The organism is Chromobacterium indicum, from assembly GCF_039708975.1.
Classification (GTDB): domain Bacteria; phylum Pseudomonadota; class Gammaproteobacteria; order Burkholderiales; family Chromobacteriaceae; genus Chromobacterium; species Chromobacterium piscinae.
Genome location: NZ_JAYFSJ010000003.1, coordinates 122,850 through 147,076, shown reverse-complemented (window position 1 = coordinate 147,076; position 24,227 = coordinate 122,850). Strand labels below are relative to the sequence as shown.

24 protein-coding genes are annotated in these 24,227 nt (G+C 65.4%); 9 read left to right on the top strand and 15 right to left on the bottom strand.

Going from position 1 to position 24,227, the window contains the following annotated elements:
- Positions 1–92: 92 nt before the first annotated feature.
- On the bottom strand, positions 93–782 hold the full coding sequence (locus VA599_RS05460) for a LysM peptidoglycan-binding domain-containing M23 family metallopeptidase (RefSeq protein ID WP_031295324.1): 690 nt from the start codon (positions 780–782) through the stop codon (positions 93–95).
- A 147-nt stretch (positions 783–929) separates the two neighbouring features.
- On the opposite strand from VA599_RS05460, the gene VA599_RS05455 reads away from it, so the two are divergent.
- Positions 930–1,574 (top strand): substrate-binding periplasmic protein, encoded by a 645-nt coding sequence (locus VA599_RS05455; RefSeq protein ID WP_346787991.1) that lies wholly within the window; start codon positions 930–932, stop codon positions 1,572–1,574.
- A 48-nt stretch (positions 1,575–1,622) separates the two neighbouring features.
- Here the strand turns inward: VA599_RS05455 and ettA are convergent, their stop codons facing one another.
- The 9 genes from ettA to gpmI all read right to left on the bottom strand — a co-directional run bounded on the left by ettA (position 1,623) and on the right by gpmI (position 12,771).
- Positions 1,623–3,290, bottom strand: a complete 1,668-nt coding sequence (gene ettA, locus VA599_RS05450; RefSeq protein ID WP_346787885.1) for an energy-dependent translational throttle protein EttA — start codon at positions 3,288–3,290, stop codon at positions 1,623–1,625.
- A 91-nt stretch (positions 3,291–3,381) separates the two neighbouring features.
- On the bottom strand, positions 3,382–3,807 hold the full coding sequence (locus VA599_RS05445; protein ID WP_021475086.1) for a BLUF domain-containing protein: 426 nt from the start codon (positions 3,805–3,807) through the stop codon (positions 3,382–3,384).
- A gap of 109 nt (positions 3,808–3,916) precedes the next feature.
- On the bottom strand, positions 3,917–4,396 hold the full coding sequence (locus VA599_RS05440; RefSeq protein WP_346787883.1) for a DUF456 domain-containing protein: 480 nt from the start codon (positions 4,394–4,396) through the stop codon (positions 3,917–3,919).
- A gap of 4 nt (positions 4,397–4,400) precedes the next feature.
- On the bottom strand, positions 4,401–6,482 hold the full coding sequence (gene ppk1 / locus VA599_RS05435) for a polyphosphate kinase 1 (RefSeq protein ID WP_346787882.1): 2,082 nt from the start codon (positions 6,480–6,482) through the stop codon (positions 4,401–4,403).
- 69 nt (positions 6,483–6,551) lie between these two features.
- On the bottom strand, positions 6,552–6,824 hold the full coding sequence (locus tag VA599_RS05430; protein ID WP_021475089.1) for an oxidative damage protection protein: 273 nt from the start codon (positions 6,822–6,824) through the stop codon (positions 6,552–6,554).
- Positions 6,825–6,922: 98 nt separating this feature from the next.
- Positions 6,923–8,230: an amino-acid N-acetyltransferase gene (gene argA / locus VA599_RS05425; RefSeq protein WP_021475090.1), complete on the bottom strand. Its 1,308-nt coding sequence runs from the start codon at positions 8,228–8,230 to the stop codon at positions 6,923–6,925.
- A 145-nt stretch (positions 8,231–8,375) separates the two neighbouring features.
- Positions 8,376–9,791 (bottom strand): S41 family peptidase, encoded by a 1,416-nt coding sequence (locus VA599_RS05420; protein ID WP_346787881.1) that lies wholly within the window; start codon positions 9,789–9,791, stop codon positions 8,376–8,378.
- A 43-nt stretch (positions 9,792–9,834) separates the two neighbouring features.
- On the bottom strand, positions 9,835–11,175 hold the full coding sequence (locus VA599_RS05415; RefSeq protein WP_104948163.1) for a murein hydrolase activator EnvC family protein: 1,341 nt from the start codon (positions 11,173–11,175) through the stop codon (positions 9,835–9,837).
- A 72-nt stretch (positions 11,176–11,247) separates the two neighbouring features.
- Complete coding sequence (gene gpmI / locus VA599_RS05410; protein ID WP_104947776.1) at positions 11,248–12,771, bottom strand: 2,3-bisphosphoglycerate-independent phosphoglycerate mutase; 1,524 nt, start codon at positions 12,769–12,771, stop codon at positions 11,248–11,250.
- A 108-nt stretch (positions 12,772–12,879) separates the two neighbouring features.
- Here gpmI and VA599_RS05405 point away from each other — a divergent pair, with 108 nt between their 5' ends.
- Complete coding sequence (locus VA599_RS05405; protein ID WP_021475094.1) at positions 12,880–13,176, top strand: ArsR/SmtB family transcription factor; 297 nt, start codon at positions 12,880–12,882, stop codon at positions 13,174–13,176.
- A 66-nt stretch (positions 13,177–13,242) separates the two neighbouring features.
- On the opposite strand, the gene VA599_RS05400 is transcribed toward VA599_RS05405, so the two are convergent.
- A complete protein-coding gene (locus VA599_RS05400; RefSeq protein WP_346787880.1) occupies positions 13,243–13,701 on the bottom strand; it encodes a DUF4442 domain-containing protein in 459 nt (152 codons plus the stop codon).
- Between the two features lie 277 nt (positions 13,702–13,978).
- On the opposite strand from VA599_RS05400, the gene VA599_RS05395 reads away from it, so the two are divergent.
- The 7 genes from VA599_RS05395 to trhA all read left to right on the top strand — a co-directional run bounded on the left by VA599_RS05395 (position 13,979) and on the right by trhA (position 18,464).
- A complete protein-coding gene (locus VA599_RS05395; RefSeq protein ID WP_021475096.1) occupies positions 13,979–14,593 on the top strand; it encodes a MotA/TolQ/ExbB proton channel family protein in 615 nt (204 codons plus the stop codon).
- 2 nt (positions 14,594–14,595) lie between these two features.
- The gene (locus VA599_RS05390) at positions 14,596–15,012 is read left to right on the top strand and encodes an ExbD/TolR family protein (RefSeq protein WP_346787879.1); all 417 of its coding nucleotides are present in this window, start codon (positions 14,596–14,598) and stop codon (positions 15,010–15,012) included.
- 13 nt (positions 15,013–15,025) lie between these two features.
- Positions 15,026–16,045 carry a tetraacyldisaccharide 4'-kinase gene (gene lpxK, locus VA599_RS05385; RefSeq protein ID WP_346787878.1) on the top strand — a complete coding sequence of 340 codons (1,020 nt, stop codon included), beginning with the start codon at positions 15,026–15,028 and terminating at the stop codon, positions 16,043–16,045.
- Complete coding sequence (locus tag VA599_RS05380) at positions 16,035–16,217, top strand: Trm112 family protein (protein WP_021475099.1); 183 nt, start codon at positions 16,035–16,037, stop codon at positions 16,215–16,217. Before lpxK ends, VA599_RS05380 begins: the two co-directional genes overlap by 11 nt.
- Positions 16,214–16,969, top strand: a complete 756-nt coding sequence (gene kdsB, locus VA599_RS05375; protein ID WP_346787877.1) for a 3-deoxy-manno-octulosonate cytidylyltransferase — start codon at positions 16,214–16,216, stop codon at positions 16,967–16,969. Before VA599_RS05380 ends, kdsB begins: the two co-directional genes overlap by 4 nt.
- A gap of 58 nt (positions 16,970–17,027) precedes the next feature.
- Positions 17,028–17,684, top strand: a complete 657-nt coding sequence (gene adk / locus VA599_RS05370) for an adenylate kinase (protein WP_166438007.1) — start codon at positions 17,028–17,030, stop codon at positions 17,682–17,684.
- Positions 17,685–17,846: 162 nt separating this feature from the next.
- Positions 17,847–18,464 carry a PAQR family membrane homeostasis protein TrhA gene (trhA, locus tag VA599_RS05365; protein WP_021475102.1) on the top strand — a complete coding sequence of 206 codons (618 nt, stop codon included), beginning with the start codon at positions 17,847–17,849 and terminating at the stop codon, positions 18,462–18,464.
- A 66-nt stretch (positions 18,465–18,530) separates the two neighbouring features.
- Here trhA and VA599_RS05360 read toward each other — a convergent pair whose 3' ends face one another.
- The 4 genes from VA599_RS05360 to VA599_RS05345 form a co-directional block, all read right to left on the bottom strand.
- Positions 18,531–20,123 (bottom strand): DUF3369 domain-containing protein, encoded by a 1,593-nt coding sequence (locus VA599_RS05360; protein WP_166438009.1) that lies wholly within the window; start codon positions 20,121–20,123, stop codon positions 18,531–18,533.
- Entirely contained in the window at positions 20,120–21,631 is a 1,512-nt protein-coding gene (locus tag VA599_RS05355) for a sensor histidine kinase (RefSeq protein ID WP_346787876.1), read from the bottom strand. Before VA599_RS05355 ends, VA599_RS05360 begins: the two co-directional genes overlap by 4 nt.
- 138 nt (positions 21,632–21,769) lie before the next feature.
- A complete protein-coding gene (locus VA599_RS05350; RefSeq protein ID WP_021475105.1) occupies positions 21,770–22,693 on the bottom strand; it encodes a DMT family transporter in 924 nt (307 codons plus the stop codon).
- 67 nt (positions 22,694–22,760) lie between these two features.
- Positions 22,761–24,227, bottom strand: coding sequence for an NAD(P)H-hydrate dehydratase (locus tag VA599_RS05345; protein WP_346787875.1), 1,467 nt, complete (start codon positions 24,225–24,227; stop codon positions 22,761–22,763).

Here is a 24,227-nt window from a genome sequence, read left to right as displayed (position 1 = left end):
AGCGAGGGTGCGACAGCGGCGAGCTTAGGCCAAGCCGCCGCCGCGGGCAAGCGGAGCCTGGCGGGCCATTCGCGCTCGGCCCGCGCGGGCGGTCAGCGCGGCGGCAGGTAGGCGGCCGGATCCACCACCCGGGTGCCCAGCCGCAGCTCGAAGTGCAGCATCACCCGGTTGGCGCCGGAGTCGCCCATGGTGGCGATCTGTTGGCCGGCGCTCACTTGCTGGCCTTCCTGCACCAACAGCTTCTGATTGTGGGCGTAGACGGTCAGCGTGTTTTCATTGTGCTTGACGATCAGCAGATTGCCGTAGGCGCGTATGCCTTTGCTGGCGTATATCACCTTGCCGGCGGCGGCGGCGCGCACCGGGTCGCCGGCCTTGCCGGCCAGATCGAGCCCCTTGTTGCGGTTGCCGTCGAAGCCGGAAATCAGCGCGCCGTCGGCCGGCCATTGCAGTTTGATGTCCAGCTTCGCCGGCGGCGGGGCCGGCCTGGTCTCCGCCGGCTTCGACGCCGCAGGCTTGCCGGCGCCGGATGGAGCGGGCTTGGCCGCGCCGCTTGGCGGCTGAACCCGCAGCAACTGGCCGGCCTGGATGCTGGAGCGGTCGGCCAACTGGTTCCAGCGCGCCAGGTTGGCGACGCTCTGCTTGTTCTGGCGGGCGATGCGGTACAGCGTGTCGCCCGGCTGCACGCGGTAATAACCCGCCGGCGCAGGCGCGCTCGGCGAGGACGGGGTGGCGCAGGCAGCCAGCAATAAGCTGCTACAAAGAATAAGGGTACGCAAGGACATGGTTTGGGATTCTATCACCGTCCGCTGTCCGGGCTGCTGTCCGGGCGCGGGGAGGAACGGGGCTTCGCGATGAGGAAATGGTTTTGGCTTGGCTTGTGCTGCATAGGTTCCCTTTGTCGGGCGGAGCCATCAATCAACTTGTATACCGTGGATTACCCGCCCTTCGTGATCCGCGAAGGCGCCGACCGTCCCCCCCATGGCATCGCCGTAGAGTTGCTGGCGCAGGCGTTGGCGCGCAGCGGAGTGCGCGCGCAATATGTCGATCTGCCCTGGAAGCGGGCGCAGATGCAGGTGCAGGCTGAGGGAAGCGGCTGCCTGCTGCCGCTGACCCGTTCGCCCAAGCGCGAAGATACCTACCGCTGGGTGGGGCTGATAGACGAGAGCAGCCAATCGCTGTTCGTGGCCGCCGGCAGCAAGCTGCAGCTTCGCGGCGTGGCGGATCTGAAGGGCTTGCGCGTGGTGACGCTGCTCGGCTCGTCGATGGCGGACTGGCTGCGGCAGCATCAGGTGGCGTTTTCCGAGCTGCCGACTACCGAGGACGCCTACCGCGAGCTCAGCAGCGGCGTGGCCGAGGCTTGGGCGGTGCATAGTCCGGTGGCGCGCTACATGGTGAAGAAGCAGGGCAGCGGCGGCGTGCCGATACGCGAGGCCCTGAAATTGCAGAGCACCGGCATCTACCTGGCCTGCAGCCGGAATATGCCGGAAGACGTGGCGCAAAAACTGGGCGTCGCGCTCAAGCAGCTGCGCGACGACGGTACCAGTGCTCGCATCGTGGCGCGCTATCTGGACTGAGGGCGGCAAAAAGCCCCCGCGGGCGGGGGCTTGGCGATGCGCAGCGGATCAGCGGCTGATCGGCTTGTAGCGGATGCGCTTGGGCTTGGCGCCTTCCTCGCCCAGGCGCTTCTTCTTGTCGGCCTCGTATTCCTGATAGTTGCCGTCGAAGAAGGTCCACTGCGAATCGCCTTCCGCCGCCAGGATGTGGGTGGCGATGCGGTCCAGGAACCAGCGGTCGTGAGAGATCACGAACACGGTGCCGGCGTATTCCAAGAGCGCGTCTTCCAGCGCGCGCAGGGTTTCCACGTCGAGGTCGTTGGACGGTTCGTCAAGCAAGAGCACGTTGCCGCCCTTGAGCAGGGTCTTGGCCAGGTGCAGGCGGCCGCGTTCGCCGCCGGACAGCATGCCCACCTTCTTCTGCTGGTCGGCGCCCTTGAAGTTGAAACGGCCGAGGTAAGCGCGGCTGGACATCTCGAAGCGGCCGACGGTCAGGAGGTCGGCGCCGGCGGCCACGTCCTCGAACACGGTCTTGTCGCCGTCCAGGCCTTCGCGGCTCTGTTCGACGAAGGCCATCTGCACGGTCTGGCCGATCTTCACCTCGCCGCTGTCCGGCTGTTCCTTGCCGGCGATCATCTTGAACAGCGTCGATTTGCCGGCGCCGTTGGGGCCGATGATGCCGACGATGGCGCCCGGCGGAGCCTTGAAGCTCAGATTGTCGATCAGCAGGCGGTCGCCGAAGCCCTTGGACACGCCGTCGAACTCGATTACCTCGTTGCCCAGGCGCTCGGCCACCGGGATGAAGATTTCCTGGGTCTCGTTGCGTTTCTGGGTTTCGAAGCTGGACAGTTCCTCGAAGCGGGCGATACGCGCCTTGGACTTGGCCTGGCGGCCCTTGGGGTTCTGGCGTACCCATTCCAGCTCCTGCTTCATCGCCTTCATGCGGGCGCCTTCGCTCTTGGCTTCCTGCGCCAGGCGCTCTTCCTTCTGCTCTAGCCAGGACGAGTAGTTGCCCTTCCACGGGATGCCTTCGCCGCGGTCCAGCTCCAGGATCCATTCGGCGGCGTTGTCGAGGAAGTAGCGGTCGTGGGTGACGGCCACCACGGTGCCGGGGAAGCGCACCAGGAACTGCTCCAGCCACTCCACCGATTCGGCGTCCAGGTGGTTGGTCGGCTCGTCAAGGAGCAGCATGTCCGGCTTGGACAGCAACAGCTTGCACAGCGCCACGCGGCGCTTCTCGCCGCCGGACAGCGGGCCGATCTTGGCGTCCCATGGCGGCAGGCGCAGCGCGTCGGCGGCCAGTTCCAGCTGCAGCGCCACATTGTCGCCGGCGCCGGCGGAGATGATGGCTTCCAGCTTGGCTTGCTCTTCGGCCAGCGCGTCGAAGTCGGCGTCCGGTTCGGCGTAGGCGGCGTACACTTCCTCCAGGCGCTTTTGCGCGCCCATCACGTCGCCCATGCCGCTTTCCACTTCTTCGCGCACGGTCTTGTCATTGTCCAGCTTCGGCTCCTGTTCCAGGTAGCCGATCTTGACGCCGGCCAGGTGCTGCACCTCGCCGTCGTATTCCTTGTCCACGTTGGCCATGATGCGCAGCACGGTGGATTTGCCCGCGCCGTTCAGGCCCAAGAGGCCGATCTTGGCGCCGGGGAAGAAACTGAGGGAAATATCCTTGATGATTTGCCGCTTGGGCGGGACGATCTTGCTCACGCGGAGCATCGACATCACGTATTGGGCCATGAGTGCGTTCACATTGGTTGGATGGGGCTAATCGGCGATTATAACGAAATCCGCGCGGGTCCAGCGCTCCGGATGAGCGCCGGTGCGGCGGTCAGCGGCAATTTTCGCGGAAGCTCAGCAGCATGTTCATCGCCAGAGTCGGCCGCTCCGCCAGCCGCGTGGGCTGGAAGTCAGGGCCGTAGACGTCGACGAAGCCAGGCTGTCTGCGGATGGCTTCATCGTCCAGCCGAGTGAAGCCCATGCGCCAGTTGGCGAAACTGCGCCGTTCGATGTCCTCGAGCAGGATTTCTATCAGATGGTGGTGGCGGGGGTCGTCCAGAATGCGCTGGTAGGTTTCGGCGACTGCTTCGGCTTCGCCTTCCAGCACCTGGATGAAGTTGCCGGGGCCATATAGCAGCACGCCGCTGATGTCGTTCTGCAGGTTGTGGCGCACGCAGGACTCAAGCAAGGTTTCCAGTTCCGCGTTGCTCAGCTCCCGTCGGGCGGTGCTGACGTAGATCAGGTGCTGCAGTGCCATGGCGAATGTCCTCGGCTGAAGGGGCGGACGCTATCGATCGCAGCAGCATAGCAAAATCTTCGCGCCTGGTGCGGGATGGCCGCGCCGTCCATCCGCATGGCCAGGGGGGTTACAGCGCCAGCGCCAGCGCGGCGGTGGCCAGCATCGCGAATGCGCAGGCCACCTTGGCCACCGCGCCGACGATGAAGCCGATGAAGGTGCCGACGCCGACCTTGCCGGCTTGGAACGCATCCTTGCGGGCGATGAATTCGCCGACGACGGCGCCGAGAAGCGGGCCGAGAATGACGCCGGCGATGCCGAAGAACATGCCGACCAGGCTGCCGATGAAGGCGCCCCACAGCGCCTGGCGGCTGGCGCCGGTGGCCTTGGCTCCCAGCAGGCCGGCGACGAAATCTATCAGCAGGCCCAGCGCGGCCAGCACCGCGAGCACGGTCAGGCTGACGGCGCCGAGGTGGTTGAAGCCGTCCAGCCAGGACGCCAGCAGCAAGCCGCCGAACATCAGCGGCAGGCCGGGAATGGCGGGCAGGATGGTGCCGGCGAGGCCGGCCAGCACCATCAGCGCGGCCGCGATATAGCCGAGTATTTCCATGCGTTTACTCCGCCTCGGGGTTGCCGGTGTAGGAGGCCAGCAGCTCGCGCTGCGCGCAATGCGGCTTGCCGCGGCTGGAGCGGCGCTTGTAGCCGCCGTCGGACAGCATCTCCCAGCTGTTGACGTTGTCTTCCAGGTACAGGCGCAGTGCCTCCTTGATGATGCGGCGCTTCAGCTTGCTGTCCAGGATCGGCGCGCAGGTTTCGATGCGGCGGAAGAAGTTGCGGCTCATCCAGTCGGCGCTGGACATCAGCAGGTCTTCCTTGTGGTCGTTGTAGAAATAGAAGATGCGGGGATGTTCGAGGAAGCGGCCAACGATGGAGCGCACCGAGATGTTGTCCGACAGGCCCGGCACGCCGGGGCGCAGCGCGCACACGCCGCGGACGATCAACTGTACCTTCACGCCGGCCTGGCTGGCGCGGTACAGCGCGTGGATCACCTGCGGCTCTAGCAGCGAGTTCATCTTGGCGATGATCTGCGCCGGCTTGCCGGCCTGCGCGTGCTCGGTCTCGCGCTGTATCGCCTCCATGATCATGCTGTGCAGCGTGAACGGGCTCTGGTACAGCCGTTTCAGGCTGCCGGCGCGGCCCAGGCCGGTCAGCTGGATGAAGATGTCGTTGACGTCGCTGGCGATTTCCTCGTTGCAGGTCAACAGGCCGAAGTCGGTGTACAGCCGCGCGGTGCGCGGGTGGTAGTTGCCGGTGCCCAGATGCACGTAACGGTGCAGGCCGGGGTCTTCGCGGCGCACCACCATCAGCATCTTGGCGTGCACCTTGTAGCCGATGACGCCGTACACGACGTGGGCGCCGGCGTCTTCCAGCCGGCTTGCCCAACCGATGTTGGCTTCTTCGTCGAAGCGGGCCATCAGCTCCACCACCACCGTCACCTGCTTGCCGGCGCGGGCGGCGGCGATCAGCGACTCCATCAGCACCGAGTCGGTGCCGGTGCGGTACACCGTCATCTTGATCGCCACCACGTGCGGATCGGTCGCCGCCTGGGTCAGGAAGTCGATCACCGGCTGGAAGCTCTGGTACGGGTGGTGCAGCAGGATGTCGCCCTTGCGTATCGTTTCGAACAGCGGCGACGACTTCGATTTTTTCTGCAGCGGCAGCGGCAGCGTGGGGGTGAACGGCGCGAACTTGAGGTCGGCGCGGTCCACCAGATCGGGCACCTGCATCAGCCGCACCAGGTTCACCGGGCCGTTGACGCGGTAGACGTCGCGCGGCTGCAGATTGAACTGGGTCAGCAGGAAGGATTCCATGTGCTGCGGGCAGGTGTCGGCGATTTCCAGCCGCACCGCGTCGCCGAACTGGCGTTGGCGCAATTCGCCCTGCAGCGCGGTGCGCAGGTTCTTGAAATCGTCGTCGTCGACCGACAGCTCGCTGTCGCGGGTCACCCGGAACTGGTAGCAGCCCTTGACCGTCATGCCGGGGAACAGCTCATGCACGTGCGAGTGCAGTATCGACGACAGGAACACGAAGCAGTGCGGGCGGCCGTCGCAGACGTCGGCCGGCAGCTTGATCACCCGCGGCAGGATGCGCGGCGCCTGCACGATGGCGGTGCCGGAGGCGCGTCCGAAAGCGTCGCGGCCTTCCAGCTCCACTGCGAAGTTCAGCGACTTGTTCAGCACCTTGGGGAAGGGGTGGGATGGATCGAGACCGATCGGGGTCAGGATGGGCATCAGCTCGCGGAAGAAATAGTTTTTCACCCATTCCTGCTGTTGCTCGGTCCACTCGCTGCGGCGCAGGAAGACGATGCCTTGCTCGCGCAGCGCCGGGAACAGCACTTCGCTCATCACCGCGTATTGATCGCGCACCAACTGGTGGCTGGCGCGGGCCACCTTGACCAGCGCCTGCTCCGGCGTGGAGCCGTCGGCCAGGATGCGGTCCGGCGTGGCGTGGGACGCATCCTGCAGCCAGGCGACGCGGACCTCGAAGAATTCGTCGAGATTGGAGGAGACAATGCAGAGGAACTTCAGGCGTTCCAGCAGCGGCAGGTCCGGGTCCTCCGCCTGGGCCAGGACCCGGCGGTTGAATTCTATCAGTCCCAGTTCACGGTTCAGCAGCAGGTCTTGCGGTTGTGACATACGGTAGCGAGCCAAAATGACGGTGATCGGAAACAATAAAGCCCTCGCTTGGAGGGCTTGTTCACAGCTTTAGTTCTGCGGCGGCGTATAGCCTGCCGGCGCGTCGGCGCCCTGGCCGAAGAAGTAGGCGTCCAGCTGGCTGGCCAGATACTGGCGAGCGCGGGCGTCGGCCAGGCTGAGACGGTTCTCGTTGATCAGCATGGTCTGGTAGCGCAGCCAGCCTTGCCAGGCTTCCTTGGACACGCTTTCGTAAACGCGCTTGCCCAGTTCGCCCGGCAGCGGAGGAAAGTCGAGGCCCTCGGCTTCGCGGCCCAGCTTGATGCAGTTAACGGTTCGGCTCATCGCTTGAAATCCTTGCTTGAAATCGGATTGAAACAACAGGCTATTGTGTCACAGAGCCCGCGCCGTTCCAACCGTGGCGGCATCATCGCCGTTAATTGTTACAGCTTCTTTACGAATACCTTGGAACGGCGCTGGTAATTGTAAAACTGCTGGCGGGCCAGCGGCAGCGAGCTCTTGTCGGCCTCGGCGAAGCCGCGCTCGACGAACCAGTGCGAGGTCTGGGTGGTCAGCACGAACAGCGACTGCAGGCCGCGGGTGCGCGCCTGGTATTCGACGTGCTTGAGCAGCATTTCGCCGAAGCCGCCGTCGCGCTTCTCCTGCGACACGGCGAGGCAGGCCAGCTCGGCGGTTTCCGCCTCCGGGAACGGGTGCATCGCCACGCAGCCGTAGATCTTGCCGTCGTGCTCCAGCACCGAGTATTCGCCGATCTCCACTTCCAGCCGCTCGCGGCTGCGCCGCACCAGGATGCCTTGTTCTTCCAGCGGGCGGATCAGGCCCAGAATGTCGCCGACGTCCTCGATGCTGGCGTTGCGCACCTTGACCAGCGGGTCGCGGGCGATCATGGTGCCGTTGCCGCCGCGGGTGAAGTGCTCCAGCAGCAGCGCGCCGTCCTGATGGCGGCTGACCAAGTGGGCGCGCGGGATGCCGTCGCGGGTGGCGCGGATGCAGTAGGGCAGGTAGGTGGCCACGTCGTCGGGCAGGCTGCCCGATTGCAGCATCTCTTCAGCCTGATGGGAGGTCAGCGAACTGACCAACTGGCCGTCGTGCTCGACGACGCCGCGGCCCTCGACCACGTAGATCAGCTTCTCCGCCTTCAGCGCGATGGCGGCATGGGCGGCCAGTTCCTCCATGGTCAGGTTGAAGCTTTCGCCGGTCAGCGAATAGCCAACCGGGGTCAGCAGCACCAGCTCGCCGGCGTCCAGCCGCTGGCGGATGGCGGCGGCGTCCACCCGGCGCACCTGGCCGGTGTACTGCATGTCCATGCCGTCCAGCACGCCCAGCGGCTGCGCGGTGACGAAATTGCCGCCGGCCACATGCAGGTGGGAGCCGTGCATCGGCGAGTGCGGCATGCCCATCGACAGCCGCGCTTCCACATCGTGGCGGGTGGCGCCGGCGGCCTGTTTGACGATGTCCATGGTGGCGGCGTCGGTGACGCGTCGGCCTTGGTGGAACTGGGGGGCGATGCCCTGGCGCTGCAGCAGGGTTTCGATCTGCGGCCGGATGCCGTGGACCAGCACGATGCGCACCCCCAGGCTGACCAGCAGGTTGATGTCCTGCGCCATGCTGGAGAAGTCGCCGTCGAGCAGGCTTTCGCCGCCCATGGCCAGCACGAAGGTCTTGCCGCGGTAGGCGTTGATGTAGGGCGCGGCTTCGCGGAAGGTGTGGACGAACTCGCGGGTCAGCATGCGGCGGGCTCCGGCCGGTGGAAGGGATGGATAACCATCAAGAATATCAGGATTGCCGCGGCATTGTGTTTCGGAAAGTAAGCGCGGCGGCATGAAAAATGCCGCCCGGGGGGACCGGGCGGCACGATGTCGGGAACCGGAAGGCTCAGTTCTCGTTTTTCTGCAGGATCTGCTGCACCTTGAGCACGTTCAGCGCTTGCGACAGCTGGTAGTCGTTCTTCGGATTCGGCATCCGCTGCCCGCCTTGGGCTTCCGGCGCGGTCGGTTCCTTGTCCTTGCTCTCCGGCGCGGGAGCGGGCGGCTGCACTGGCTTGGCGGCAGGCTTGGCCGTCTTGGCCGGCTTGTCGTCGCCGTTGGGGTTGGCCAGATGGTTTTCCAGGTCGGCTTCGCGCACGCGCAGCGCTTGGTCGGCGGCGGTGAGCGTCGCGTCCTCGGCCACCACGTCCGGCGTGATGCCCTTGGCCTGGATCGAACGGCCGCTAGGCGTGAAGTAGCGGGCGGTGGTCAGCTTGATGCCGCCCTGGCTGCCCAGCGGCAGAATGGATTGCACCGAGCCCTTGCCGAAAGTCTGCGTGCCCACCAGCACCGCGCGCTTGTGGTCCTGCAGCGCGCCGGCGACGATTTCCGACGCCGAGGCGGAGCCGCCGTTGACCAGCACGGCCAGCGGCACGCTGCGAACCGCCACCGGCAGCTTGGCCAGCGGGTCGCTGCCGTTCTGGCGGGCGTAGTTCTGCAGCGTGGCGGTCAGGCGCATCTTGGCGTCCGGCGTGCGGCCTTCGGTGTAGACCACCAGCTTGTCCTTGGGCAGGAAGGCGGCGGCGACGCCGACGGCGCCGTTCAGCAGGCCGCCCGGGTCGTCGCGCAGGTCCAGCACTAGGCCCTTCAGCGGCTGCTTGTTCTCCTGGTAGAGCTTTTGCAGGCCGGCGGCCAGGTCTTCCGCGGTATGCTCCTGGAACTGGGCGATGCGCACGTAGCCGTAGCCCGATTCCAGCATCTTGTACTTGACGCTCTTGGTCTTGATCACGGCGCGCGCCAGCGTGAAGACCAGCGGCTTGGCTTCGTTCTTGCGGGCGATGGTCAGCGTGACCTTGCTGCCCGGCTTGCCGCGCATCTTCTTCACCGCGTCGTTCAGCGACAGGCCGCGGACCGGGGTGTCGTCGATCTTGATGATCAGGTCGCCGCTCTTGATGCCGGCCTTCTGCGCCGGCGTGTCCTCGATCGGGGACACCACCTTGACCAGGCCGTCCTCGGCGCCGATCTCGATGCCCAGGCCGCCGAATTCGCCCTGCGTGCCTTCGCGCAGTTCCTTGAATTCTTCGGCGTCCATGTAGTCGGAATGCGGATCCAGGCCGGTCAGCATGCCTTTGATGGCTTCGTCGATCAGTTTTTTGTCCGTCACCGGCTCGACGTAGCTTTGCTTGATCACGCTGAACACCTCGGCGAAGGTGCGCAGTTCGTTCAGCGGCAGCGGCGAGGCTTCCTTGTCGGCCAGGGCCTGCATGCTGAGGGTCAGTACGCCACCGGCCATGGCGCCTGCCACCAACCATGCGATTTTCTTCATTTTTTGGCTGCTCATGCTTTGCTGATTCTCCGTGTCCGGCACCTTAGCGTGTCCAGGCTTGCGGGTTGAGGGTGCGGCCCAGGTGCCGGATTTCAAAGTACAATCCGGATTCACCGTTGTCCAGCGATCCAGTGTTGCCGAGTGTTTCCCCGGCCTTGACGCTGCCGCCGGACGATTTGGCGATGGCGGACAGATTGGTGTACACCGTCATGTAATTGCCGCCATGGTCTATGATCACCGCCTTGCCGAATCCGCGCAACTCATCGGCATAGACGACGGTGCCGTCGGCCACGCTGCGTACCGGCTGGCCGGCGGCGGCGCGGATGAACACGCCCTTCCAGGTGGTGCCTTCCTTGCGCGGCTTGCCGTAGGCGCCGCCGATCTGGCCGGCCACCGGCATCTTCATCTTGCCCTGCAGGCTGGCGAAGGCGCGGCCGGAGGCGCTGTCGTCGGCGACCTCGTCCACCTTCTGAGCCTGCTCTTCCTTGACGATCACCGGCTTCTTCGCTTCTTCCGGCACCGGCTTGCCCTGTTTCTTGGCTTGCTCGGCCAGCTTGCGGCGGCGCTCGTTTTCCTTGCGCGCGGCTTCGCGGGCGGCGGCCAGCTTGGCTTTGCGCGCCTCGGCGGCCTTGCGCGCGGCTTCCGCCTTGCGGCGCTGGATTTCGCGGTTGATCTGGGCGATCACGTTGGCCAGATGCTTCTCATCCTCTTGCAGCTGGGTCAGCTTGCTCTGGCCCTGCTTGATCTCGCCGGCCACCTTGTTCAGCTGCTGCACCTGCTGGGTCTTGTCCTTTTCCAGATCGCTCTTCTCTTGCGACTTGCGATCGGACAAATTGTTCAGCCGCGCGAGCTCCTGTTCCAGCTGCGCGGACAGCGTCTCCAGCTGCCGCTGCTGGGCGACCAGCTGCTGGACCAGTTGCTGTTCGGCGCGGGCGATGTGCTGGTAGTAGGCGAGGTCGCGGGCGCTCTGGTTCGGGTCGTCGGCGTTCAGCATCAGCTTCATCGCGTCATGCCGGCCATTCTTGTACTGGCGCACCAGCATCTGGCCGACGCGCTGGCGGGTGCCGGCCAGCTTGGCGCGGGTTTGCTCGATCTTGCCGCGCAGTTCGGCCAATTGCTGTTCCGAGCGGCTCTGGCGCTGCTCCAGCGTGGCCAACGCCTGCTTGGTCTGGGTGATCGCCTGCTCAGACTCCTGGATCGCGGACTGCGCCTCTTTCTGGACCGTCTGTTTCTGCGCCAGGTCCTTCCTCAGGCTGTCGATTTCCTTGCGCACGTTTTTCAGGTCCTGCTGGTGCGGCGTGGCGGACAGGCTGGTGGAGGAGGCGTTGGTGTTGGCCGCATGGGCGGCGCCGGCCAGCAAGGCCAGCAGCAGGTAAGGTTTCATGCCCTTGATGTTCTTTCGCTTGAGGCAATAACGGCGGCCATGCCGGAGCATGGCCGCCGCTCCGTGAGGCGATTATTGGAAGTCGATCAGCGATTGACCGGTCATCTCCGCCGGTTGTTCCAGTCCCATCATTTTCAGCAGCGACGGCGAGATGTCGCGCAGCGAGCCGCCGGCGCGAATCTTGGCCGGGCGGCCGATATACAGGAAGGGCACCTGGTTGGTGGTGTGCTGGGTGTGCGGCTGGTGGTGCTGGCCGTCGTACATCTGCTCGCAGTTGCCGTGGTCGGCGGTGATCAGGACCTCGCCGCCGGCGGCCAGCATCGCTTCCACGCAGCGTTCGATGCAGCCGTCCAGCGCTTCCACCGCCTTGACCGCGGCGTCGAACACGCCGCTGTGGCCGACCATGTCGCCGTTGGCGTAGTTGCAGAAGATGGCCTGGTATTGGCCGGACTGGATCGCCGCGACGATCTTGTCGGTGACTTCGCCGGCGCTCATTTCCGGCTGCAGATCATAGGTGGCCACCTTGGGCGACGGCACCAGGATGCGATCCTCGCCCGGGTAGACCTGTTCCTCGCCGCCATTGAAGAAGTAGGTGACGTGCGGGTATTTCTCGGTTTCGGCGATCCGCAGCTGCTTCAGGCCCTGCGAGGACAGGTATTCGCCCATGCCGTTGCGGATCTTTTGCGGCGCGTAGGCGGTGGGCAGCGCGGCATAAGCTTCGCCGTAGCTGGTGAGGGTGGCGTAGCAGCCGAACTTGGGCTGGCGGGCCTTGAAGCCGTCGAAGGCCGGGTCGGTCAGCGCTGTGGTCAGCTGGCGGGCGCGGTCGGCGCGGAAGTTCATGAAGATCAGCGCGTCGCCGTCCTGCATCTTCACCGGCGCGCCGATGCCGGTGGCCTTGACGAACTCGTCGTTCTCGTCGCGGGCGTAGGCGGCGGCCAGCGCCTCCAGGCCGGTTTCGGCGTGGAACAGGCCCTCGCCATCCACCAGCAGGCGATAGGCGGGCTCGACGCGCTCCCAGCGCTTGTCGCGGTCCATCGCCCAGTAGCGGCCGGTCACGGAAACCAGGCGCGCGTTCGGGCACTCGGCCAGCGCCGCGTCCAGGCGCTTCAGATAGGTTTCGGCGCTGCGCGGCGGCGTGTCGCGGCCGTCGAGGAAGGCGTGGACGTAAATCTTGGGCACGCCTGCGGCCTGGGCGGCGCGGATCAGCGCGTGGATGTGGTTCTCGTGGCTGTGAACGCCGCCATCGGACAGCAGACCCAGGATATGCAGGGCCGAGCCTTGAGCTTTGCTCATGGCTTGCCGCAGCGTGTCATTGTTTGCGAAATGCCCGTCCTCGATGTCGCAGTCGATGCGGCTGATGTCCTGCTGGACGATGCGGCCGGCGCCGATGTTCAGGTGGCCGACCTCGGAGTTGCCGAACTGGCCGGAGGGCAGGCCGACGAAGTTTTCCGAGGCGTTGATCGTTCCGTACGCGTACTGTTCGCGCAGGCGGTTCCATACCGGCATTCTGGCGTGCAGGATGGCATTGTCATCGCCTTCCGTGCGGTGGCCGAAACCGTCGAGGATCAATAACAGCACTGGCTTGATGGATTTCATGGCATTCGCATTCAGAATATTAGAAAACCTTGATAGTATCTGGTTTTGTGGATACTATTGTACCGCAGTCAAATCAAAAAAATGTCAGGCTACATTAGGAGAAAAGCTTTGCTGTTCAACGACGACCAGATCGAACAGACATCGCGGGCGATGAAGGCCATGTCGCATCCGCTGCGTCTGAAGATCATATCGGTGCTGGAAGACAGGGAGGTGAGCGTGCAAGACATCGTCGAGCAGGTTGGCACTTCCCAGAGCAATATTTCCCAGCACTTGGCCATTATGCGGGACAAGGGCGTTTTGCGCACGCGCAAGGACGCCAACCGGGTCTACTACCGGGTAGGCGACATCCGCACGCTGGACGTGCTCAGGATGATGCGCGAAGTGTTCTGTGGTTTCGGGGAGTAAGCGCTTCCCGGAACCCATGTAGAAAAAGCCGCACAGAGCGGCTTTTTCTACATGGGTTCCATGCGCTCAGCGCCGGTCTGGCTTCTTGCGCACGTACAGCGTCTTGTGCACCAAGGCCACCAGCTCGTCGTCGGCGTCGCGGATCTCCACCGTCATTTCCGGCAGATGCTTCTCGCCGTCGGCGGTGCGCTCGCGGATGTCGGCCAGTTGTTGGTCGGAGAGGTCGAACAGTGCGCGCACGGTTCCGCGACCGGGTTTCAGATAATCGATGCTGCCGGTCTTGTCCCATACGTAGTAATCGCCGCCCAGCTGGCGCAGCAGCATCAGCATGTAGAATGGGTCCGCCATCGCGTACAGGCTGCCGCCGAAATGGGTGCCGACGTAGTTGCGGTTGCCCAGACCCAGCTTGAGCCTGACCTCGGCCTGGCGGAAGTCGGGAGACAGTTTGTGCACGCGGATGCCGGCGCCGAGGAAGGGCGGCCACAGATTGAACAGCAGCTTGATCAGCCAGATGGGCAGGTTCATATTCATTCAAACGATTGTTTGGATGATTCATCGTCGACAATGCTTTGAGCGATGTCAATGCCATCGCCGGGAAAACCGTCCATGCGCTTGTCGATTTATCCACAGCAATCGCGGAATAACCTTGTGGATAAGTTGCGCGGCAAGCTGGTGGCAACGGCTTTTGACAGTGCTTGCCCAAAAAAGTGGCAAGAGGCGTGAAATTTATTCCCGCAAGGTTGCCTGAACCCGGCTGTAGGGAATAAAGTCTGGCGTTTGTATCGATGACGGAGAATGCTTCGTGTGGGCTATCGTTGAAGCGGCCGGCTGGCCGATCTGGACCATCATCGCCGCGTCGGTGGTGTCGCTGGCCATCATTCTGGAACGCCTGTATACGCTGCGGCGCGGCGCGGTGGTGCCGCAGGGGCTGCTGGCGCAGACCTTGCAGGAATACCGGCGCATCGGCGACAAGGATGAGCTGCTGCAGCGCCTGCAGGGCCATTCGCCGCTGGGCCGCCTGTTCGCCGCCGGCCTGCGCAATGTGCACGGCAGCCGCGAGGTGATGAAGGAAGCGATCGAGGACGAGGGCCGTCAGGTCGCCTATCTGCTGGAGCGCCTGCTGACCACGCTGGGCACCATCGCCGCGATGGCGCCGCTGCTGGGCCTGCTGGGCACGGTGATCGGCATGATCGAGATCTTCGGCTCGCAGAACGCCAGCGGCGCCAACCCGCAGCAACTGGCGCACGGCATTTCCGTCGCGCTGTACAACACCGCCTTCGGCCTGATCGTCGCGATTCCCAGTATGATGTTCTACCGCTACTTCCGCTCCAAGGTGGACGGCCTGCTGGTGGAGATGGAGGCGCAGGCGGTCAAGCTGGTGGAAGTGGCGCACGGCGAGCGCAAGAACGGGAGCTGAGCATGGATTTTCGTCGCGGCAGGGCCCGGGAAGAGCCGGAGATCAATTTCATCCCGTTGATCGACGTGCTGCTGGTGATCCTGATCTTCCTGATGGTCACCACCACGTATTCGCATTTTTCCGAACTGAAGATCAATCTGCCGACCGCGCAGGGCGAGCAGCAGCAGAGCAAGACCGTCGAGATCAAGGTGGCGGTGGCCGCCGACGGCGCGATGGCGGTGAACGACGCCAAGCTGCCCGGCGGCGACAGGGCCGCGCTGCTGGCCAGCCTGAAGGCCGCCGCGGCCGGCAAGCGCGACGTGGTGGTGGTGGTCAACGCCGACGCCAGGTCCACCCACCAGTCGGTGATCGCCGTGATGGAGGCGGCCCGCGAGGCTGGTCTGTCGCAACTGACTTTCGCCACCCAGAACCTGAAGTGAAGCCGAAGGCTGCATGCGTTTGATAGAACAACACTGGTACCGGCCGCGAGGCTGGTTGACGGCCCTTCTGGCTCCGCTGGAAGGGCTTTTTGCGCTGCTGGCCGCTTTGCGCCGGCAAGCGTTCCGCCGCGGCTGGAAAACGAGCGAAAAGCTCGCGGTTCCAGTGGCGGTGATCGGCAACATCAATGTCGGCGGGGTCGGCAAGACGCCGTTGACGCTGGCGCTGCTGCGCGATTTCGCCGCGCGCGGCGTCAAGGCCGGGGTGATCAGCCGCGGCTATGGCGGCGAGGCGGCGACGCCGACCGAGGTCAAGCCGGATAGCGATCCGGCCGTGGTCGGCGACGAGCCGCTGCTGCTGGCGGCTTCCGGCGCGCCGGTGGTGGTGGGGCGTGATCGGGTCGCCGCCGGCCGCCATCTGCTGGCGCTGCATCCGGACGTCGAACTGATCCTCAGCGACGACGGCCTGCAGCACTATCGACTGGCGCGGGACCTGGAGATCGCGGTGCTGGACGGCAAGCGGGGCCTGGGCAATGGCAGGCTGCTGCCCAACGGCCCGCTGCGCGAGCCGCCGTCGCGGCTGGAGACTGTGGACGCCGCCGTGGTCAACGGCGGGGACGGAGCGCTGGCTTTGCCGGCCGGCCTGCCGCGCTTCGAGATGACGCTGCGTCCCAGCGCCTGCCATGCGCTCGATGACGCGTCGCGGACGCGGGACGCGGCCGGCTTTGCCGGCTTGAACGTGGTCGTGTTGGCCGGCATCGGCCATCCGGAACGCTTTTTCGACACGCTGGCGGGGCAGGGCATCGCAGTCGATCGGCGGCTGTCCTTTCCCGATCATCACGCGTTCGTCCCCGGCGACATTCCCGCCGACGCCGACGCGGTGATCGTCACCAGCAAGGACGCGGTCAAGCTCGCGCGCGCGCTTCATGACGCGGCGCAGCGTGCTAGACTATGGGTTTTGCCGGTTCAGGCCACGCTGGCGCCTGATCTGTGCGAATGGATACTAGCCCGCTTGAAGACGAAACATGGACGCTAAATTTCTGGAAATCCTGGTGTGCCCGCTGTGCAAGGGTCCGCTGGTGTTCGACAAGAGCAAGGAAGAATTGGTCTGCAAGGGCGACCGCCTGGCGTTCCCGATCAAGGACGGCATTCCGATGATGCTGGAGAGCGAGGCGCGCGAGCTGCCGCCGGAAGAAGAAGTCAAATGAACGGTTTCGTCGTGGTGATTCCGGCGCGGATGGCGTCCAGCCGCCTGCCGGGCAAGCCGCTGGCCGACATCGCAGGCAAGCCGATGGTGGTGCGCGTGGCCGAGCAGGCGGCGAAGAGCCGCGCTTCCCGCGTCGTCGTCGCCACCGACCACGCCGACATCCTGGCCGCCTGCGCCGCGCATGGCGTCGAGGCGGTATTGACGCGCGAAGACCACGCCAGCGGCACCGACCGCCTGGCCGAGGTGGCTGCCCAACTGGCGCTGCCGAGCGACGCGCTGGTGATCAATGTGCAGGGCGACGAGCCGCTGATCCAGCCTGAGCTGATCGACCGGCTGGCCGAGCTGCTGGCCGCCGGCGACGCGCCGGTGGCGACGTTGGCGCACGCGCTGCACGACGCGGCCGACCATTTCAATCCCAATGTGGTGAAAGTGGCGCTGGACAAGCATGGCCGCGCGCTCTATTTCAGCCGCGCGCCGATTCCCTACGCCCGCGACGCCTACGCCGCAGACCGCTCGGCGCTGCCGGCAGGATTGCCGGTCTACCGCCACATCGGCATGTACGGCTACCGCGCCGGCTTCCTGGCCGCTTACGCCGGCTTGGAGCCGGGACCGTTGGAGCAATACGAGGCGCTGGAACAATTGCGCGTGCTCTGGCATGGTTACAGCATCGCGGTGGCATTGGCGGACGAGGCGCCGGCCGCCGGGGTGGACACGCTGGAAGACCTGGAACGGGTGCGACGGCTGTTCGCTTGAGAGGGGCTGTAGGCGCTCCACAAAGAATTCATAAATCAAACAGACTGGAGTCACATAAATGCGATTGATCCTGTTGGGCGCTCCGGGCGCCGGCAAAGGCACCCAGGCCAACTACATCCGCGAGAAGTTCGGCATCCCGCAAATCTCCACCGGCGACATGCTGCGCGCCGCGGTCAAGGCCGGCACCCCGCTGGGCCTGGAAGCCAAGGCCATCATGGATGCCGGCGGCCTGGTCCGCGACGACATCATCATCGGTCTGGTCAAGGAGCGCATCGCCCAGGACGACTGTGGCAACGGCTTCCTGTTCGACGGCTTCCCGCGCACCATTCCGCAGGCCGAGGCGATGATCGCCGCCGGCGTGGACATCGACTACGTGGTTGAGATCGACGTGCCGGACGCCGCCATCGTCGAGCGCATGGCCGGCCGCCGCGTGCACCTGGCCTCGGGCCGCACCTACCATATCGCCTTCAACCCGCCGAAAGCGGCCGGCAAGGACGATGTGACCGGCGAGGAGCTGGTTCAGCGCGACGACGACAAGGAAGAAACCGTCAAGAAGCGCCTGTCCGTTTACCACGAACAGACCGCCGTGCTGGTGGGCTTCTACGGCAAGCTGGCCGAGAGCGGCAGCGCCAAGGCGCCGAAGTATGTGAAGATCGACGGCACCCGCGCGGTGGAAACCGTGCGCGACGAGGTGCTGAAGGCGCTGGGCGCCTGATTCCGGCGGTTGTCGGGAAACAAGCGGGCTTCGGCCCGCTTTTTGTTTGCGCAAACCGCTGGTCTTGAACCGTCGGACGGAGGACAATGGAACCCTTGGGAGCGTGTCAGGCTCCAATGGTTTCAAACGCCGGCCGGATGCCGGCCTCGAGGAAAAACAATTATGTATCGCGGCGAACGCTTCAACGGCTATTCGCATCTTGCCGGCACCCTGCTGGCGATAGCCGGTCTGGTGGTGCTGGTGGTCGAGGCGGCCATGCAGCGCGATCCGTGGAAAATCGTCAGTTTTAGCCTGTACGGCGGCACGCTGGTGACGCTGTACCTGATCTCGACGCTGTACCACAGCTTCAGGGGGCGGGCCAAGGCCATCCTGCAGAAGTGCGACCATTCGGCGATCTACTTGCTGATCGCGGGCAGCTACACGCCGTTCGCGCTGGTGACGCTGCGCGGCGCCTGGGGCTGGACCCTGTTCGGCGTCAGCTGGGGGCTGGCGCTGTTCGGCATCATCCAGGAGCTGACGCTGGGGCGGCGCACCCGCATCCTGTCCATGATCCTGTACGTGGCGATGGGCTGGCTGGTGCTGATCGCGATCAAGCCGCTGATCGAGGCGCTGGAGCCCGGCGGCCTGTTCTGGCTGGCGCTGGGCGGCCTGCTGTACAGCGCGGGCATCTACTGGTTCCTGAACGATGAGAAGATACGCCACGGCCACGGCATCTGGCACTTGTTCGTGCTGGGCGGCAGCATCTGCCAGTATCTTTGCGTGTTGAACTACGTGGCCTGAGCGCATTTCGCGGGAACGAAAAACGGCAGCCGAGCGCTGCCGTTTTCATTTGCTGGGCAAGCCGATCTAGTCGCCGAACTGCACCGGCAGCCTGTCCTCGCCCACTAGCCGGCTCAGCGCCGCGACCACATGCGGATCGAACTGAGTGCCGGAGCGGCCATTGATGTATTTCATCGTGTCCTCCATGCTCCACGGCTCTTTGTAGGGGCGCTTGTTGAGCAAGGCGTCGAACACGTCCACCACCGCGACGATGCGGGCGGACAGGGGAATGTCCTGTCCCTTCAGCTTGTTGGGATAACCGTTGCCGTCGAAGTGTTCGTGATGGCCGCCGGCGATCTCCGAGCCCAGAGACAGATAGCTGGCGCCCTCCACCAATTGGGCGGACTTGGCCAGGATTTGCGCGCCTATTGTCGCGTGCTGCTCCATGATGGCGCGCTCGTCCGGATCCAGCTTGCCGGGTTTCAATAGGATGTTGTCGGGCGTCGCCACCTTGCCGATGTCGTGCAGGATGCTAGCCATGCCCACCATGTCCATGAACTCCCGGGTCATCAGCTCGGGGTAATGGTTGTCGCCGGCCATTTCCTCGGCGATGGCGTCGGTCAGCTTCTGCACCCGCAGCACGTGGTCGCCGGTGTCTGTGTCGCGGAACTCCGCCAGGTCGGCCAGCGCCACCACGGTGGCTTCTTGCGCGCTGCGCAGCTGGTTGTACAGGTAGAGGTTGTCGTAGGCGGCCGAGATGCGCTGGCAGAACACGTCCAGCAAGTCGCGCTCCACGGCGTCCAGCGGCCATTGCGGCATGAAGTGGACGGCGAATTCGCGGCGGTTGCGCGAGGAGATGTACAGCACGTCGTAGGGATGCTGGTAAATGCTGCGCTTTTCCTTGAATACCTGCTGGAACACCGCTTCCAGGTGCGGCTCGTTGGACAGGTCGCCGGATTCGGCCAGATATTCGTAGGCGCCGGACACCGCCAGGATTTCCAGTTCGGGCCGGCCGACCATATTGTCGTTGCGCACGCACAGGATGCCGTCGGTGCCTATGTCCAGCAGCGCGCTGATCTGGCGCAGCACGCCGGATGCGAATTCCCGCAGCGAGTGCAGCTGGTACAGATCGGACGCGCTCTCCAGAATCTTGGCCAGGCCCTGGCGGTTCTTTTCCAGCGACACCAGGTTTTCGTAGGCGCGCAGCGAGGCGATGGTGGTGGTGAACAGCTTCTGGGTGGTGAGTTCGGTCTTGGTCTTGTAGTCGTTGATGTCGTAATTGAGGATGACCTCCTGCTCCGGCGCCTGCCCGGGCTGGCCGGTGCGCAGCACGATGCGCACCACGCCGTTGTCGAGCTCCTCGCGGATGCGGTGCACCAGCCTCAGGCCCGCGTCCTCGCTTTCCATCACCACATCCAGCATGATCAGCGCGATGTCCTGATGTTGCTGCAGCATCTGGAAGGCCTCGGCGCCGCTGTAGGCGCTCAGCAGCTCCAACGGGCGCTCCTTGTAGCTGATGCCGCGCAGCGCGATGCGGGTGGCGGTGTGCACGTCCTTCTCGTCGTCGACGATCAGCACTTTCCAGGGCTTGCGCACTTCGGACGGACGGGGCGTTTCTTCGCCGTCGTTGTCGTCCAGCAGCCAGTTGTCGTCGTCTGGAAGGGATGCTTGTTGGCTCATGCCACATTCTCCTTATGCTGGACGGTGGGGGCGATGCAAGGCATGTCCAGCGTGAATCGGGTGCCCTGTCCAACCTCGCTGTGAACCTCGATGTTGCCGCCCAGTCGCTGCCGCACGATGTTGTAGACGATGTTGAGGCCGAGGCCGCTGCCGCCGGTGCCGCGGCGGGTGGTGAAGAAGGGTTCGAATACCCGGCTCAGGTTTTCCTGCGTGATGCCTTGGCCGCTGTCGCTGATGGTCATCGATACGTGCTGGGCGGCATTGCGGTGGGCCTCTATGACGATGGCGCCGGCGATCTCGCCGCCTTCGTAGCCGTGTATCAGCGCGTTGACCACCAGATTGGTCAGCACCTGGGCCAGCGCGCCGGGGTAACTGTCCAGCAGGATGTCCTCTTCGCACTGGATGTCTATCGAGACCTTGGTGTGCTTGAAGCGGGGTTTCAGGCTGGTGATCACCTCGTTCAGGTAATCGTGCAGGTGGAAGCTGCGCCTGGCCTCGCTGGTCTGGTCCACCGCCACCTGCTTGAAGCTGTGGATCAGGTTGGCGGCGCGTTCGGAGTTGGCCAGGATCAGCTCGCAGCATTCCTGCGCCGTCTCCAGATAGCTCTGGAAGTCGCTCTTCTTGATGTTGCCGCTGTCCAGCTTGCCGGTGATGTGCGAGGTGGCTGTGCCAAGGTGCGAGGCGGCGGTCAGCGTGATGCCGACCGGGGTGTTGATTTCGTGGGCGACGCCGGCCACCAGGCTGCCGAGCGACGCCATCTTTTCCGCCTCCACCAGCGTCTCCTGCGTCGCCATCAGCTGGCTATAGGCCTGCTGCGCCTTCTCTTTTTCCTCGCGGGCGATCGCCTCGGCCGCGGTCCGTTTCACCAGGTCGGCGGCGGTGCGGGCGACGATGCGGTTGAAACCGTTGACGATGCCGCCGATCTCGTCGTCGGCCAGGTGGGTGATCTGGGCGCCGCTGGCATCCGGCGCGCGAATTGCGGTATTCAGCGCCTGCTGCAGCTTGGTCAGTGGCTGGAAGATGAAGCGCTGCAGATTGAACGACATGATGAAGAAGATCAGTCCGTCCAGCAGCACGATCTGGGCGACGATGGTGATCAGATGCTGGTCTTCGCGCGCGCGAAGCGCGTCGTGCGACAGGTAGACGGTGGCGGTCCCCAGGTGTTCCTTGCCCTGATAGATGATGGGAATGCTGAGGGTGTCGTCGACTTTGGGCTGCTCGTTGGGCAGCATGTCGCGGAGATTGCCGTTGGCGTCGCGGGTGCGGCCCAGGTTGAGGCCGCTTTCTCCCTTGACGTTGATGGCGATCACCGAGGGCCAGCTCAGTTCGCTGTCCAGCGCCAGACGCACGTTCTCGTCGTCGAGCTGCCAGATGCCGTGCGGCAGGGACAGGGAGAGCCGCGACTGAACGGCGGCGCGCTGGGTCTGGAAGTCATTCTGGTCGATATTGTAGTCATGGATGTAGAAATACAGTCCGGTCGTCCCCAGAATGGTGGTGATCCATGCCATCAGCCATAACATTAACCTTGTCTTGATGCTTTTCATGGTGCCTGTTTACCCGTGCCCTCAGAATGAATCGTAGGCAGAGGGCGAGGGAATTGCCATGCCGGATCGAGAACGGCGCCTTGCCAGCGAGCGGGCCTCAGGTCAGGACGGCGGCGCGGCCAGCGGCTGCGTTTGCGCGCGGCGCAGCGGCAGTTTCTGCGCCAGCAGGCCGCCCAGGATCAGCGCCAGGCCCAGCAGCGTCGACGGCAGGATGGCCTCGCCGACGATCAGGTGGATCAGCAGCAGCGACGCCATCGGCGCCAGGAAGATAAGGTTGGCGATGCTGGCGGTGCTGCGCGTCAGCTTCATCGCCGACAGCCACAGTACGAAGGTGAAGCCCATTTCCAGCGCGCCGACATAGGCGGCGCCGGCCAGTCCTTGCCAGGCGGGGAGCGCCAGCTGGCCGTGCCAGGCGCACCAGGCCAGGCTCAGCGGCAGGCTGCAGGCGAAATTCAGCGTCAGGCCCAGCACCGGCTCGCGCGTGTCGCGGGTGTTGAAGATCCAGTAGCCGGCCCACAGCAGCGTCGAAACGAGCGCCAGCAATACGCCCAGCTGGTTGGAGAAGTGCAGCTCCAGCAAGCGCCCCCGGGTGCCGATCACCAGCACCCCCAGATAGCAGATCAGCGCGGCGGCGGCGTCCTGGGCGCGCAGCTTCTGCTTCAGCAGCGGCACGGCCAGCAGGGTCATCGTCAGCGCCCAGGTGTAGTTGATCGCCTGCGCTTCCTGCGCCGGCAGCAGCGAGTAGGCCTGGAACAGCACCAGATAGTAGATGAAGGGATTGACCGCGCCGAACAGCAGCGAGCTTTTCCAGTGGAGGCGGAAGGCGGCGGCCAGTTCGGGCAGGCGGCGCTGCCAGGCCAGGATGGACAGCAGCGACAGCAGGGAGGCGGCGCTGGCGTACAGCACCAGTTGCATCGGACTCAGGTGCTGCAGGCTGAGCTTGAAGGCGCTGGCGACGGTGGACCAGGCCAGCACGGCGCCGAGGCCGAAGGCGTAGGCTTTTTTCTGATTATGGGCGGACGACAAGACGACTCTCCGATGTGGGACTTGCCGCTTGATCTTAACCACAAACCGTCGTCATCGGCAAAACGCTTCAGTTTCCGGCCAGCAGGCAGTTGAGCGCGCGGCTGAGGCCAGGGATAGTCGCGGAGGCGGAGAGGCCGATCGGGCCGCCGTTTTCGGCGCGGTAGCCGTCGCCGGCCAGTCCGTGCAGCCGGACCGCCAGCGAGGCGGCGTCGAAGGCGTCCAGGCCCTGGGCCAGCAGCGCGGCGATGAGGCCGGTCAAGACATCGCCCTGTCCGGCGACGGCCAGCTCCGGTCCGCCGCTGTCGTTGACGCGGTAGTAGCCGTCGGGCCGCGCGATCAGGCTGCCGGCGCCTTTCAGCACGACGACGCTGTTCAGGCCGGCGGCCAGCCGGCGGGCATGGGTCACCCGATCGGCCTGGATCTCTTGGGCGCCCAGCCGCAGCAGCCGGGCGGCTTCGGCGGGGTGGGGCGTCAGCACGGTAGGCGCCCGGCGCTCGGCGACGAGGGCGGCCAGATCGCGGCGGACCGCCAGCAGATTGAGCGCGTCGGCGTCCAGCACCAGCGGGACGGCGCGGGCGATGGCCTGCTCCAGCAGCCGCTCGGCCAGTTCCTGCCGGCCCAGGCCGGGGCCGACGGCCAGCACGTCGGCGACGGGCAGGTCCGCGGCCTCGTCCGCTGGGCGCACCATCAGTTCCGGTGCGGCCGGGTCGACCGGCAGCCTGTCGTCCAGCGGGCACAGATAGACCTTGCCGGCGCCGCCGGCAAGCGCGGCGCGGCCGGCGAGCAATGCCGCGCCCAGCATGCCCGGCGCGCCGCCGATGACCGACACGGAGCCGTAGCTGCCCTTGTGGCTGTCCCGGTTGCGGGCGAGCGCCGCGGCCGGCGGGCGGTTGAGCTCGCCTTCGGCTTGCGGATACAGGCTGGCGGGGCAGTCCAGCATGGCCAGCTCCACCTGGCCGGCGAGGTCGGCGCCTGGCCCGCCGAATAGCCCCGGCTTGTGGCAGAGGAAGGTCAAGGTGTGGTCGGCGCGAATGGCCGCGCCTTGGGGCTGTCCGGTATAGGCGTCCAGCCCGCTGGGACAGTCCAACGCCAGTCTGGGGCAGTCGAGGCGATTCAGCCGATTGATCAGGTCTTGCCAGGCGGGGTCCAGTGGACGGGACAGGCCGATGCCGAACAGGCCGTCTATCAGCAGCGCCGGACGCTGCGTGCCGCCGGGCAATTCGGCGAGGATGGCGATGCCGGCTTTTTCCGCCTGCCGGCGCGCGGTCCGGCATTCGTCACTGGTCGGCGCGACGGGTTGCAGGATGGTCAGCGGATGGCCGCGCTTGCGCAGCGCCAGCGCCGCGTGCAGCGCGTCGCCGCCGTTGTTGCCGGGGCCGGCGCAGACCAGCAGTGGCGACGCGGGCGGGCAATGGCGGGTGACCCAGTCCGCGGTGGCCAGCGCGGCGCGGCGCATCAGGTTCAGTCCATGGCCGGCGGCGGCCTGTTCCAGCCGGCGCAGCGCTTCCAGGCTCAGGATCGGGCCGCCGTCCAT